The 14,548-nt window shown below is 38.5% G+C and carries 11 protein-coding genes; 5 read left to right on the top strand and 6 right to left on the bottom strand.

What is annotated here, in order from left to right:
• Positions 1-85: 85 nt before the first annotated feature.
• The 3 genes from lolA (at position 86) to serS (ending at position 3,474) form a co-directional block, all read left to right on the top strand.
• Complete coding sequence (lolA, locus tag HMPREF0693_RS07355) at positions 86-691, top strand: outer membrane lipoprotein periplasmic chaperone LolA (RefSeq protein WP_004244569.1); 606 nt, start codon at positions 86-88, stop codon at positions 689-691.
• Between the two features lie 10 nt (positions 692-701).
• Entirely contained in the window at positions 702-2,051 is a 1,350-nt protein-coding gene (locus tag HMPREF0693_RS07360) for a replication-associated recombination protein A (RefSeq protein ID WP_012367706.1), read from the top strand.
• 133 nt (positions 2,052-2,184) lie between these two features.
• Positions 2,185-3,474 (top strand): serine--tRNA ligase, encoded by a 1,290-nt coding sequence (serS, locus tag HMPREF0693_RS07365; RefSeq protein ID WP_004244571.1) that lies wholly within the window; start codon positions 2,185-2,187, stop codon positions 3,472-3,474.
• 179 nt (positions 3,475-3,653) lie between these two features.
• Here the strand turns inward: serS and HMPREF0693_RS07370 are convergent, their stop codons facing one another.
• Entirely contained in the window at positions 3,654-3,986 is a 333-nt protein-coding gene (locus HMPREF0693_RS07370; RefSeq protein WP_004244572.1) for a hypothetical protein, read from the bottom strand.
• A gap of 400 nt (positions 3,987-4,386) precedes the next feature.
• Here HMPREF0693_RS07370 and allD point away from each other — a divergent pair, with 400 nt between their 5' ends.
• Positions 4,387-5,436, top strand: a complete 1,050-nt coding sequence (gene allD, locus HMPREF0693_RS07375; RefSeq protein WP_004244573.1) for an ureidoglycolate dehydrogenase — start codon at positions 4,387-4,389, stop codon at positions 5,434-5,436.
• A 72-nt stretch (positions 5,437-5,508) separates the two neighbouring features.
• Here the strand turns inward: allD and HMPREF0693_RS07380 are convergent, their stop codons facing one another.
• The 5 genes from HMPREF0693_RS07380 to ycaO form a co-directional block, all read right to left on the bottom strand.
• The gene (locus HMPREF0693_RS07380; RefSeq protein ID WP_004244574.1) at positions 5,509-6,414 is read right to left on the bottom strand and encodes a BPSS1780 family membrane protein; all 906 of its coding nucleotides are present in this window, start codon (positions 6,412-6,414) and stop codon (positions 5,509-5,511) included.
• A gap of 357 nt (positions 6,415-6,771) precedes the next feature.
• Positions 6,772-7,512 (bottom strand): pyruvate formate lyase 1-activating protein, encoded by a 741-nt coding sequence (pflA, locus tag HMPREF0693_RS07385; protein WP_004244575.1) that lies wholly within the window; start codon positions 7,510-7,512, stop codon positions 6,772-6,774.
• 107 nt (positions 7,513-7,619) lie between these two features.
• Positions 7,620-9,902: a formate C-acetyltransferase gene (pflB, locus tag HMPREF0693_RS07390; protein ID WP_004244576.1), complete on the bottom strand. Its 2,283-nt coding sequence runs from the start codon at positions 9,900-9,902 to the stop codon at positions 7,620-7,622.
• Positions 9,903-9,956: 54 nt separating this feature from the next.
• Entirely contained in the window at positions 9,957-10,811 is an 855-nt protein-coding gene (gene focA / locus HMPREF0693_RS07395) for a formate transporter FocA (RefSeq protein ID WP_004244577.1), read from the bottom strand.
• A gap of 670 nt (positions 10,812-11,481) precedes the next feature.
• Positions 11,482-13,239: a 30S ribosomal protein S12 methylthiotransferase accessory factor YcaO gene (ycaO, locus tag HMPREF0693_RS07400; RefSeq protein WP_017827047.1), complete on the bottom strand. Its 1,758-nt coding sequence runs from the start codon at positions 13,237-13,239 to the stop codon at positions 11,482-11,484.
• 227 nt (positions 13,240-13,466) lie between these two features.
• Here ycaO and ansB point away from each other — a divergent pair, with 227 nt between their 5' ends.
• A complete protein-coding gene (ansB, locus tag HMPREF0693_RS07405) occupies positions 13,467-14,504 on the top strand; it encodes an L-asparaginase 2 (protein WP_004244579.1) in 1,038 nt (345 codons plus the stop codon).
• The last annotated feature ends 44 nt before the right edge of the window (positions 14,505-14,548 follow it).

The following is a 14,548-nucleotide window of genomic DNA, read 5'->3' on the forward strand; positions in this document are numbered from 1 at the left end:
TAAATCAGCATGATAATCTAATAAATATCACTATAACTTATACGCCGACATGATGTCGGCGTAATCTCAGTCAGAGGCGTGTTGAATGAAAAAAGTATTACTCACAGTCTGTGCTATCGCGTTGTTTGGTAGCCAAGCCGCTTGGGCGGATGCTCGTCAAGACTTACAACAACGTCTTAATAAAGTGAATAGCTTTCAGGCTAACTTTAGTCAAACGGTGACCAGTAACGAAGGTGCGTTAATTCAAAAAGGGGAAGGACATTTAAAAGTACAGCGTCCTGATCTGTTTAATTGGCAAATGACGGCACCGGATGAGAGCACACTAATTTCTGATGGTAAAACATTGTGGTTTTATAACCCATTTGTCGAACAAGTGACGGCAACTTGGTTAGAGAGTGCCACAACGAATACCCCTTTTATGTTGATTGCGCGTAATGATAGTAAAGAATGGCAAAATTACGATGTTAAGCAAAATGGTGATCGCTTTGAATTAACCCCTAAAACAGAGAACAATTTAAAGCACTTTTCTATTACCGTTTCACCTAATGGTCAAATCCAACAATTTGCGGCTACAGAGCAAGATGGGCAAGTCAGCCAATACCAATTAACGGCACAAAAGGTCGCCCCCATTGATGCATCAGCGTTCCGCTTTACACCACCCGCGGGTGTGACGGTGGATGACCAACGCTAGTGAGGCTATTTTGAGTAATTTATCACTCGACTTTTCACAAAATGAATTTCAACCTCTGGCCGCGAGAATGCGGCCTGAAACATTAGAACAGTATATTGGGCAGAAGCATCTACTCGCTGAAGGTAAACCGCTACCACGGGCGATAAAAGCAGGCCAATTGCATTCAATGATCTTATGGGGACCTCCGGGTACAGGAAAAACCACATTAGCTGAAATTATCGGGCGCTATGCCCAAGCGGATATAGAAAGACTTTCTGCGGTGACGTCAGGGATCAAAGAGATCAGGGCCGCCATTGACATAGCGCACCAAAATAGAAATGCGGGGCGTAGAACCATCCTATTTGTTGATGAAGTTCATCGTTTTAATAAAAGCCAACAAGACGCTTTTTTGCCACATATTGAAGATGGCACTATCACTTTTATTGGTGCAACAACGGAAAACCCTTCTTTTGAATTAAATTCGGCACTGCTATCACGTGCACGAGTTTACCTGCTACGCTCATTGACAGAAACAGACATTGAACAGGTATTACAGCAAGCATTAGATGATACTGAACGTGGATTAGGTGGGCGTAATATTATTTTACCTGATAATACACGCAAAATGATTGCTGAATTAGTCAATGGCGATGCGCGCCGTTCACTCAACCTGCTTGAAATGATGGCTGATATGGCAGAAGTCGATAGCCAAGGCAAACGAACACTAACAGCGGAATTACTAAAAGAAATTAGTGGTGAACGTAGCGCCCGTTTTGATAATAAAGGTGATCGATTTTACGATCTTATCTCTGCTTTGCATAAATCAGTACGTGGCTCGGCACCTGATGCAGCACTTTATTGGTATGCTCGTATCATCACTGCGGGGGGAGATCCACTGTATGTTGCTCGTCGCTTACTGGCTATTGCTTCAGAAGATGTCGGTAATGCAGATCCGCGTGCTATGCAAGTTGCCATCGCTGCATGGGATTGCTTTACGCGGGTAGGCCCTGCAGAAGGTGAACGTGCGATAGCACAAGCGATTGTTTATCTTGCTTGTGCGCCGAAAAGTAATGCCGTGTATACCGCTTATAAAGCCGCACTGGCAGATGCGAAAAGTAAACCTGATTATGATGTACCTGCACATTTACGTAACGCGCCAACGCAATTAATGAAAGAGATGGGCTTAGGTGCAGAGTATCGCTATGCTCATGATGAACCTAATGCTTATGCGGCAGGAGAGGTCTATTTTCCGGCTGAAATGGCACAAACGCGTTATTATCACCCTGTTAATCGAGGGTTAGAGATCAAGCTTGCTGAGAAATTAGACTGGCTTTCTCAGCAAGATCAAAATAGTGTGACAAAACGCTATCGCAAATTGTAAAGATGCGGTAAGGTTATTCAATCATTAGTAATTTTTTTAACTACCCCTTATCTCAGGTATCTTCGCGATAGGTAAACAAGAGAATGATAGGAGATAAGGTTTTTATTAATCTATCAATAAGCACAGGATAAGCATGCTCGATCCAAATCTACTGCGTAATGAGCTAGACGCGGTCGCCGAAAAACTGGCTCGCAGGGGGTTTACCCTCGATGTGGAAAAAATTCGTCAACAAGAAGAACGCCGTAAGGTGTTACAGGTTGAAACAGAATCCCTGCAAGCAGAACGTAATTCCCGATCGAAGTCTATTGGTGCTGCTAAAGCGCGTGGTGAAGATATTGAGCCACTTCGTCAGGAAGTTAACCAATTAGGTGAAAAACTTGAAGCGGCAAAAGCGGAATTAGATAAACTGCAAGCCGACATTCGTGACTATGCGTTAACTTTACCGAATCTGCCTCATGACTCTGTGCCTAATGGTAAAGATGACAGCGAGAACGTTGAAGTATTTCGTTGGGGTGAACCAAAGACTTATGACTTTGAATTAAAAGATCACGTTACTCTAGGTGAACTTACAGATGGTTTAGATTTCCCATCTGCCGTGAAAATCACCGGTTCACGTTTTGTTGTGATGAAAGGTCAAATTGCACGTTTACATCGCGCGATCGCCCAGTTCATGCTGAACTTGCATACAGAACAACATGGCTATCAAGAAATGTATGTGCCTTATTTAGTTAACCATGCCACTTTATATGGCACAGGACAGTTACCTAAATTCAGTGGTGATTTATTCCATACCAAACCACTTGAAGAAGAGTCTGAAAGCCAATATGCGCTGATCCCAACAGCAGAAGTACCTGTTACCAATATGGTTAGAGACGTTATTCTCGAAGAAGACGAACTACCATTGCGAATGACTGCACATACGCCATGTTTCCGCTCAGAAGCGGGCTCTTATGGCCGTGATACACGTGGTCTGATCCGTATGCACCAATTTGATAAAGTAGAGTTAGTACAAATTGTACATCCTGAAAAATCAATGGATGCATTAGAAGAGCTAACTGGCCATGCAGAGAAAGTGTTGCAATTGCTCAATCTGCCTTACCGTAAAGTGGTACTTTGTACAGGTGATATGGGCTTTGGTGCACGTAAAACCTATGACTTAGAAGTGTGGGTACCGGCACAAAATACCTACCGTGAAATTTCTTCATGCTCTAACTGCTGGGATTTCCAAGCACGCCGTATGCAAGCACGTTTCCGTGCTAAAGGTGACAAGAAAACTCAACTTGTGCACACTTTAAATGGTTCAGGTTTAGCTGTAGGGCGTACTTTAGTCGCCATTATGGAAAACTATCAAACCGCTGATGGTCGTATTGAAATTCCAGAAGTTTTACGTCCTTATATGAATGGCCTTGAGTATATTGGTTAATAAAAACCTAATTACTCAGTGGTTATAATATTAAAACCCCCTATTAAACAGGGGGGTTTTTAATGGTATAAAGAGCATCAAAAGACTAGTGGTGGTAATTTCTATTAACCTTTTAACCTGAGTATAATTTTATTAATGTTTTATATTCTGGCTATATACTAGCTTCAGTATCTAATACTTCAATGAGGTTGAGATAAGTAAGGCAACAAAGAGAAGAATACTTCTATTTTTCTTTCATTTGTCATATCAACAAAATCGTCCATTGCAATTTCTATAAAATCAATGGTGTTATTATCAATAGTGAATTTATACATTAAATGGCCACTCCAACTGCGATGAACATAGACACAGTTTTCTATACTATATGAAAGCCATTTATCTTCCATACATGCAGGTAACCAGCCGTTTAGTATATTTTTTTTAGCATCTTCAGTTAGGGAATAATTAATATGATGAATCAATGGTGTTTTTTCAAAATACTTTAGGTTCTTTAACATTTCTTTATTTATCATTCTTTATTCCACAAATAATAATTGTTATTACAGACTACCTAAATGGACTTAAATGATCAAAAGAAACATATCATTTTTTCTCTTTAATACAGATGAAGGGTGACATTATTAATAAATAATAGCAGGTAGTTTTTTACTGATGATTTTTTTAATAAAAGAGCGTTTTATTGCTCTTAATATTATTTAATAACAGTTATCAGGTGCAGAAAAAACAGATGATTATTAAAAAATTCTTACTAAAATAAGTGAGATTAAATAAAAATATAATGCAATTCGCTATTGGTTAAACTGATCACAGCAGATCATCTCTATACTGCTACATTAAAATTATCGCTCAAGTTAATTTCAATTATCTTATGACGTTTCTATTTATTTAGAACCCTACTAAAGAGCCTATTGTATGATAATTTCTAAACAGCAGTTACACCAATTAATCAAAAATAAGTTACATAATGCAGGACTGAATGAAAACCATGCAGACATTGTTGCCGATGTATTAGTTCATGCTGATGTGAAAGGAATTCATTCCCATGGTGCTGTACGTGTGGAATATTATGCTGAGCGCATTAGTAAGGGAGGAACAAATACGCATCCTAAGTTTACTTATCAAGAGACAGGACCTTGTAGTGCGATTTTTGATGGTGATAATGGTGCTGGACATGTTGCTGCTAAGCAGGCCATGGAGCACGCGATTAATATGGCACAAGAGAAAGGCATTGCTGTTGTTGGGGTTAGACGTATTGGTCATAGTGGGGCATTATCCTACTTTGTAGAACAAGCCTCTGCATCTGGAATGATTGGTATTTCACTTTGCCAATCGGATCCTATGGTAGTGCCATTTGGTGGATCTGAAGTTTATTATGGCACTAATCCTATCGCTTTTTCAGCCCCGAGTGCAGATGATAAACCTATTACCTTTGATATGGCGACGACGGTGCAGGCATGGGGTAAAATTCTCGATGCGCGGGCTAAACATAGTGACATTCCTGACACATGGGCGGTAGATGAAGCGGGCAAACCAACCTGTGATCCCTTTGCAGTAAAAGGTTTATTACCTATTGCGGGACCAAAAGGGTATGGCTTGATGATGATGGTTGATGTATTGTCTGGCATTTTATTAGGATTACCTTTTGGTAAACATGTTAGCTCTATGTATCATGATTTGACACAAGGTCGTGAATTAGGTCAGCTCCACATTGTGATTAATCCAGCCTTTTTCACTGATGCTGATTTATTTAAAAAACACATTTCTCAAGTAATGGCTGAGTTAAAGAGTATTAAGCCTGCAGTCGGTTTTGAACATGTATTATATCCTGGGGAAAATAGTCAGCTTGCAGCGCAGCGAAGCGAAAAAGAGGGGATAGAAATCGTTGACGAAATTTATCATTACTTAAATTCTGATGTATTATTTAATCAATCTTATGATAATAAAAACCCATTTGCCAGCTAAGTTATATTAATAAAAAAACAGCCATCCATTAATTAGGTGGCTGTTTTTAGGTTATCCCAAATGACAAAATATTTAACTGACTAATTTACCGATATTCGATTCTGCGGTTTTATTTAAAGAAACTTTATTCCCACCATCACCATTATTGTCATTGTTATCAGTATGGTTATTAGTCATATTACCCATATTTTTCTGATAGAAAATATGGCGATATGATCCATACATTGCAGTAAAAGAGAGTGGAATAGTGATAAATAAGCCTAATCCAAATGGGATAATACTCAAGCCAATAATGATGCTTAACAGCACAAAGAATAGAAAGCCACCAAATAAGTTGTTTTTAACCGCCATAAAACTGGCTTTAACGGCAGGGATAGCTTTATAGTCATTTACTAAAATTAAGGCAGGGGCAAACCAATAAGAGGCAGTACTGATTAAGCTAAAAATGATAATAATGATAGAAGAAAACGTAATTGGTGTCAGGTTATCAGCCAATAAGCCTTGAATATAGTAGGTTGGTGCATCATTAAGAGCGGCTTGAGCAACTTCCATCAATAATGAACCACTGATTAATAGTGCTAAAATAAAGCCTGCTAAGATAATAAGCACACTAATACCATAAGCACCCATGATGCTAAGGTAGCGTTTGTTCTGGAAACCAGAAAATAAATTATCCAGATTTAGCTGACCAGTCTCATATTGCTGATGGGCTATCATCATAAGCCCGGCAACTAATACAGCTGAAATAAACGGGGAGATAATCGGCCCAATAAGTGGGATAAATCCAAGGATAGATGAGATAATTAAGTTAACAAGAAAGTAAATAATTACAGCGCCTACCCACATAAAAAAGCGCTCTTTAACTAAATCCCAGCCAATACCTAACCACTCGGTTGCCCCTGAAGCACCTCTTTGTAGAGGAACTGGCGTAAACACCTCTTCTGGCTCCGTAAGCGATGAACTATTATCTTGTTCCATTTTTTTCTCTGCCTTAAAAATAATTAATTGTTTATAAATATAACTTTTTATAATTCATATCATATCTTTTTATTTTGTAATTAATCAATACTATTAAACTAAAGAATGCTTAAGGATAATCTTAGAAACTTCTAAATGACCATTAGAATGAGTAACAATTTTATATTGTCATAATTAACTGCAATGGTCGTTATTAAAAATATCTTTATTTGAGGTATGGAAAACAATATTTTTTAATTTAGTGGCTGGCGCTTTCTCAAAAGAACATGCCGCAGGGAGGGGAAAACTTGATGGCAGTTTTACATAAAAAAAGCAGTACATTGTGCACTGCTTTTTAAAATGGGGGTGTATAAAAGCTTAATACATCACTTTATGACCATAAGATGCAATAATTGCTTTAACATTTTCCATCGTCTCTTTTGACGGTGGATGAATACCATCGAGTTTATACTCTTCTCCTAAAGCAACCCATTTATGTTTACCTAATTCGTGGTAAGGGAGAAGCTCGACTTTTTCGATATTTTTCATATCTTTTATAAATTCGCCTAAACGATGAGCAGAATCATCATCATCAGACCAACCGGGCACAACTACGTAACGTATCCAGGTTTTTTGGCCTCGTTTAGCTAAATAGCGGGCGAATTCCAGTGTACGTTGGTTAGAAACACCAACCAGTTTTTGGTGAATGTCATCATTCACTTGTTTTAAATCCAGCATGACTAAATCAGTCACGTCCATTAATTCATCGATGACAGGATCATAACGGCGTACAAAACCGTTAGTATCTAAGCAGGTATGGATATTTTCTTTTTTACAAGCACGGAACCAATCACGTACAAATTCTGCTTGTAAGATAGCTTCACCACCAGAAGCTGTAACGCCACCACCAGAGGCATTCATAAAGTGACGATAAGTCACTGCCTCTTTCATTAATTCATCAACTGTGACGATTTGCCCACCATGAGTATCCCATGTGTCACGGTTGTGACAATAGAGGCATCTCATTAGGCATCCTTGGAAGAAAACAATAAAGCGTATTCCGGGACCGTCAACAGTACCGCAGGATTCAAATGAGTGGATACGACCAAGTACGGACATAACAGGGTTACTCCAAAACTGTCTAGATAAAAAGGCCCCAAAGTAGGGGCCTTTATTCTAAGCGATTTTATCTACTTTCTCAGTAAATAAATGCATGAGTTATCAAATTACATTGTTTGAGTGAATGTACGAGTGATAACGTCTTGTTGCTGCTCTTTAGTTAATGAGTTGAAACGGACTGCATAACCAGAAACACGGATAGTTAATTGAGGATATTTCTCAGGATCTTCCATTGCTTCTAACAGCATTTCACGATTCATTACGTTAACATTCAGATGTTGGCCACCTTCGATATCCGCTTCATGATGGAAGTAACCATCCATCAGACCTGCAAGGTTTGCTTTACGAACATCATCATCTTTACCTAACGCGTTAGGTACGATAGAGAAGGTATAAGAAATACCATCTTTCGCGTAAGCAAATGGCAGTTTAGCAACTGAAGTTAATGAAGCAACTGCACCTTTTTGGTCACGGCCATGCATTGGGTTAGCACCTGGTCCGAATGGTGCGCCAGCACGACGACCGTCTGGAGTGTTACCTGTTTTCTTACCATACACAACGTTTGAAGTGATGGTCAGAATTGACTGAGTTGGCACTGCGTTACGGTAAGTGTGCAGTTTCTGAATTTTCTTCATGAAACGTTCAACTAAGTCACAAGCGATATCATCAACACGAGAGTCGTTGTTACCAAATTGTGGGTATTCACCTTCAATGTTGAAGTCTACGGCTAAACCGTTTTCATCACGGATTGGTGATACTTTTGCATATTTGATAGCAGACAGTGAGTCAGCCGCAACAGATAGACCTGCGATACCACAAGCCATAGTACGGTATACATCACGGTCATGAAGTGCCATCAGTGCTGCTTCATAGCTGTATTTATCGTGCATGTAGTGGATAACATTCAGTGCAGTAACATACTGAGTTGCTAACCAATCCATAAATTGATCCATACGGTTCATCACAGTATCAAAGTCTAACACTTCGTCCATGATAGGTGCGTGTTTTGGACCTACTTGGATTTTCAGTTTCTCATCCACACCACCATTGATGGTATACAGTAAGGTTTTAGCTAAGTTTGCACGAGCACCGAAGAACTGCATTTGTTTACCCACAACCATTGGGCTAACACAACATGCAATTGCATAGTCATCACTGTTGAAGTCAGGACGCATTAAGTCATCATTTTCGTACTGGATTGAAGAAGTATCGATTGAGACTTTAGCTGCATATTTTTTGAAATTAATAGGCAGTTGTTCTGACCATAGGATAGTCATGTTTGGTTCTGGTGAAGGACCCATGGTGTACAGGGTATTTAAGAAACGGAAAGTATTCTTAGTTACCAAAGTACGACCATCTAAACCCATACCACCTAATGATTCTGTTGCCCAGATTGGGTCACCAGAGAATAATTCATCATACTCAGGAGTACGTAAGAAACGAACCATACGTAATTTCATGACTAAGTGGTCAATTAATTCCTGAGCTTGTTCTTCAGTCAACAGACCTGCATCGAGATCACGTTGGATATAGATATCTAAGAAAGTAGATACACGACCGAAGGACATTGCTGCGCCGTTTTGAGATTTAACAGCGGCTAAGTAACCGAAGTAAGTCCATTGTACTGCTTCTTTCGCATTTTGAGCTGGGCGAGAAATATCACAACCATATTTCGCAGCCATTTCTTGGATTTGACCTAATGCAGCGTGCTGCTCTGCGATTTCTTCACGCAGTTGGATAGTCATTTCCAGATCTTCACCTTTTTCCAGTTTTTCTTGTAAAGAGGTGAATTGAGCGAATTTGTCTTTACGTAGGAACTCAATACCGTACAGTGCAACACGACGGTAGTCACCGATGATACGGCCACGACCATAAGCATCTGGCAGACCAGTTAAGATACCTGATTTACGGCATTTTAAGATGTCTGGAGTATAAACATCGAATACACCTTGGTTGTGTGTTTTACGATATTCAGTAAAGATTTTTTTCAGCTCTGGATCTAGCTCACGGTTATAAGCGTGGCAAGAACTTTCAACCATACGGATCCCACCGAATGGGATGATTGCACGTTTTAGAGGTGCATCAGTCTGTAAACCGACGATTTGTTCTAAATCTTTTTCGATATAACCCGCATCGTGTGAAGTGATAGTTGAAGCAACAGAAGTATCAAAATCAACCGGCGCATGAGTGCGGTTTTCAATTTTGATGCCTTCCATAACTTGTTCCCAAAGTGTATCAGTTGCTTTAGTGGAACCTGCTAGGAAAGATTCGTCGCCTTCATATGGAGTATAGTTTTTTTGAATAAAGTCACGAACATTAACATTGTTCTGCCATTCACCTTCAGAAAAACCTTTCCATGCTTCAGCAAATTTTTCATTTAAATCAGACATGATACTTCTACCTTTTTACAATGGAACTTAAGAAATCAGTCATAACTGCACGGATTAATGTTTATCGCCGCGCAGATGCATTAACCAGTATACCAGACCGACTAGGACTGCTCCGCCGATAATATTACCGATAGTGACTGGCAATAAATTATCAACGAGGAAATTTGATACTGTTAGATTTGAAAATTGTTCTGGTGATGCACCTACTGTAGTCCAGAATTCTGCCGGTGCAAAATTCTTAATTACAATACCTAAAGGAATAAGAAACATGTTAGCGATACTGTGCTCAAAGCCACTCGCCACAAACATACCGATAGGTAAAATAAGTGCAAAGAGTTTATCAATTAAAGTTCGACCTGCATAACTCATCCAAACTGCAAGACAAACCATTAAATTAGCTAAAATACCTAAACAAACTGCTTCAATAAAGGTGTGCTCAACTTTATGCTGTGCAGTTTGTAATACATTCAGACCCCATAACCCATTAGCTGCTGCATATTGACCTGCAAACCACATTAAGGCAACAAAGAACAGGGCGCCAATAAAGTTACCAATATAGACATTTATCCAATTAGCGAACATCTTAGCCCAAGAAATACGTCCTGTCGCTTTAGGAATAATGGTGAGTACAGTTGAAGTGAATAAGTCTGCACCACAAACAACCACGAGCATTAAGCCTAAAGAGAAACAAATTCCTCCAACGAGTTTAGCGAGACCAAATGGAACAGATGCGGTGCCTGTAGTCGCTGTAATATAAAAAACAAACGCAATTGAAATAAACATTCCCGCAGTAAAAGCAGATAAGTAAGTTGTTGGGATATGTTTGTTTGCTTTATAACAACATGCATCATCGGCAACTTTTGCCATATCAGCAGGTGATAATAAATTAAAAGGGCTGTCAGCTTTCATACTAACACTCTCTTATATGTTGGAATAATTATAGCACGCAATAATAGTAGCAAAGGGTCTTACTCCTAAAGTTGATATGGATCATAGTCGCTTATGAGAGACGCAATTTTAGTACGTAAAAACCGGCTAAATTAGCTATAATTATTTGATTAATAATAAGAAAAAATTTTTTAAATTTTATCAAAAAATTTTAGCCTGGCTGGATAAACAAAGTAAAAAGTAAATATAACGTATTATTTATTTTTATTAGCGTTAACAGATAAAAATAAAATTTAACGCTCCATTTACTTTTGCGCTAAATATAAACATTACTTTATTTGTGGGTAATCTAATTGATTACGCCAGCCTTAAAACCATTATAAAAATACGGTTTTTAAATTTTTGAGATCTAGGTAAACAATTAGCAATTTAAACTATATTTTTGTGGTTTTTTTAGATTAAAAAGTTAACCTTATCTTTTTGTGTCGTATTTAAAACTTAAAATCGTCACTTTTGACATATTTGACACTTTTGTCATTTGACATAATTGTCATGGTGGCAAAATTGTCGTTATATTTTTTTATATATAATAAAACACTCTACTAATAAGTAGAGTGTTTTGATTTTAAACAAAGCGATTATTAATCAGTTAAAAATAATTATTTAATAAATAACCTTAAATAAAATAATGTTATTTATTCGATTGACGTTTTGCTTGTTGTAATTTTTCATACGCGGCTAATAAAGATTGATGAACAGGCAAATTCGCTAATGATGGAGCTATGGGTTGCAAGCCATAAAAAGGTTGTTTACCTTCAATTGCATTTAATGCAGCTTGCAGTGTTTCCTCGCCATACATACGAGAAAAAGCCTCCATATATTGTGCAGGCTCACGCTCATGCTCTTCACGTAGGAGTAAAAGATTATGCAGGCAACGATAATAATTTTGACGCGCTGGTGTAAATAATGATGCGTTGAAATCTTGTGTCCACTCAACCCAAACTAATGCTTGTTCTAAATCGCCACCAGCGAGTGCTAACATTGATTTTAATTCACCTACACGTAAATGACTCCAACCATTATCTTTACCCGGTGCAATACCAATCATTTCTCTGATACGAGTAAAGTCATCTAAGCCATCTTCATCAAATTGGCCAATAAGTGAGAGGTACTCTTCTTTTGTGCCATGACTTGTTGGTAAAGAAAGAATGGTGTCACGCCAATGGACACCCATAATGTTATTGGCTAGTTGCAGATCTTCAGCAGGATAAATATCGGATAAGCCAGGGACTAAAATACGGCAAGCATAAACCCCTAAATGGTTATAATCCATAATATACACTTCTGCATCACATTGCTGGCACAGTGACATTAATGTGTGGAATTCTTCTTCGGTTGAACCACTGAAATCCCAATCAACAAATGGATAGTCTGCATCTTTTTTAAACAGATCCCAACTAATTAAACCACTAGAGTCGATAAAGTGGGTTTCAAGATTAGTGTGATCACCGACTTCTTCATCATCAAAACTCGGTGGATTGAAAACATCGAGATCTTTAAGGCTACGGCCTTGCAATAACTCAGTAACAGTACGCTCTAATGCCACACCAAAATCGGGATGAGCACCAAAAGAAGCGAAACAAGTCCCATTTTGTGGGTTAAACAGCACGACGCAAATAACGGGGAATTGTCCCCCTAAAGATGCATCAAAACTAAAAATAGGGAAGCCTTCTTTTTCTAATGTCGTAATAGCTTCAATAACAGCAGGATAACGAGCTAAAACTTCATGGGGGATTTTAGGCAAGCTAATTCTTTCGCTGATAATTCTATTTTTGACATAGCGTTCAAACACTTCAGAAAGCCCTTGCACTCGAGCTTCATTTTGCGTATTTCCTGCTGACATACCATTAGATGCATAAAGATTTGCAATGATATTAACAGGTATATATACAGGTGTTTTATCTGATTGGCGAATAAACGGTAAGGCACAAATACCACGTTCTGAATTACTTGATTGTAAATCAACCAGTTCACTGCCACATAGCTCACCTTCAGGATCGTAAAATTGACGTAAACGTGCATCTAATAAGCCTTCAGGTACAGCATCATCATCTGTCAGTGGAAACCATTTTTCATTTGGGTAATGAACAAACTCACCTTCTGCAATATCAGCACCTAGCCAGAAATCAGAAAAGAAATAATTGGTTGAGAGACGTTCAAAATATTCGCCTAATGCTGAAGCCAATGCTGCTTTTTTAGTAGCACCTTTGCCGTTAGTAAAACATAACGGACAATCTTTATCACGAATATGAACAGACCAAACGTTAGGAACAGGATTTAACCATGAAGCTTCTTCAATGTTAAAACCTAACTGAGTTAATTTTTGCTGAAAGCTAGCGATAGAGTCTTCCAGTGCGGCATCTTTGCCGGGAATAAATGTTTGTGACATGGCAGGTTTCATCAATATTTTACGAGTGATAGTTAGGGGCACATGATACTGAAATCGTCGCTAATGCACTAATTATTTCTCGTGTCGGTTGATTTTAAATAACATTCCTTATCATTAATGCACTAATATATTAGTTCTTTTGATAAATTCGTTCTATTTATCACGGAATTACTGATAATAAATCATCATAATTGGACGCGATTTTATAGACTCATAAGGATTAAAAAATGATAAGAAAAACATTGCTAGCCAGCTTATTAACCGTAATTAGTGGTACCGTTTTTGCTTTACCTAATGTGACAATCCTCGCAACTGGGGGAACCATCGCAGGGGGTGGTGACTCTGCCACTTCTTCAAGCTACACCGCAGGAAAATTAGGCATTGATACATTGATTAATGCCGTACCTGAGGCAAAAAAAGTGGCTAACTTAACAGGCGAGCAAGTGGTTAATATTGGTTCGCAAGATATGAACGACCAAGTGTGGTTAAAACTGGCGAATAAAATTAATACGGATTGTGATAAAACAGACGGCTTTGTGATAACCCATGGTACAGATACGATGGAAGAGACCGCCTATTTTCTTGACTTAACCACAGCATGTAAAAAACCGGTGGTGATGGTAGGGGCAATGCGCCCAGCAACAGCATTAGGTGCTGATGGTCCATTAAACCTCTATAATGCCGTGGTGGTGGCAAGTGATAAAGCATCTGAAAATCGTGGTGTATTAGTTACCATGAATAATTCAGTGATCAGTGGTAAAGATGTTGTCAAAATGAATACGACAGAAGTGCAAGCATTCCAGCCGATTAATGCAGGTGCTCAAGGTTATGTTCATGATGGTAAAGTACACTATTACACTGCTGCAACACCGCGCGCTGAGAAAGTTGCCTTTGATGTCAGCAAATTAACCGAATTACCAAAAGTAGGTATTGTTTATAACTATGCTAATGCATCTGATTTACCGGCTAAAGCGTTTATAGATAACCACTTTAAAGGTATTGTTAGTGCAGGTGTCGGCAATGGTAACTTATATTCTGACATCTTAAATACTTTAGCTGATGGTGTAAAAAAAGGTGTTGTTGTGGTTCGTTCAAGTCGTGTTCCGGTTGGATTTACCACACAAAATGGTGAAGTAGATGATGCAAAATATGGCTTTATTGCTTCAGAACGTTTAAATCCACAGAAAGCAAGAGTGTTATTACAGTTATCTTTGACAGAAACACAAGATCCCGCCACGATCCAAGAAAACTTTGAAAAATATTAATTAAATTTTTTGTTTTTTAGTTAAATCAGAAAACCATCTGCTGA

Origin of the sequence: Proteus mirabilis ATCC 29906 (assembly GCF_000160755.1) — a bacterium.
GTDB lineage: Bacteria > Pseudomonadota > Gammaproteobacteria > Enterobacterales > Enterobacteriaceae > Proteus > Proteus mirabilis.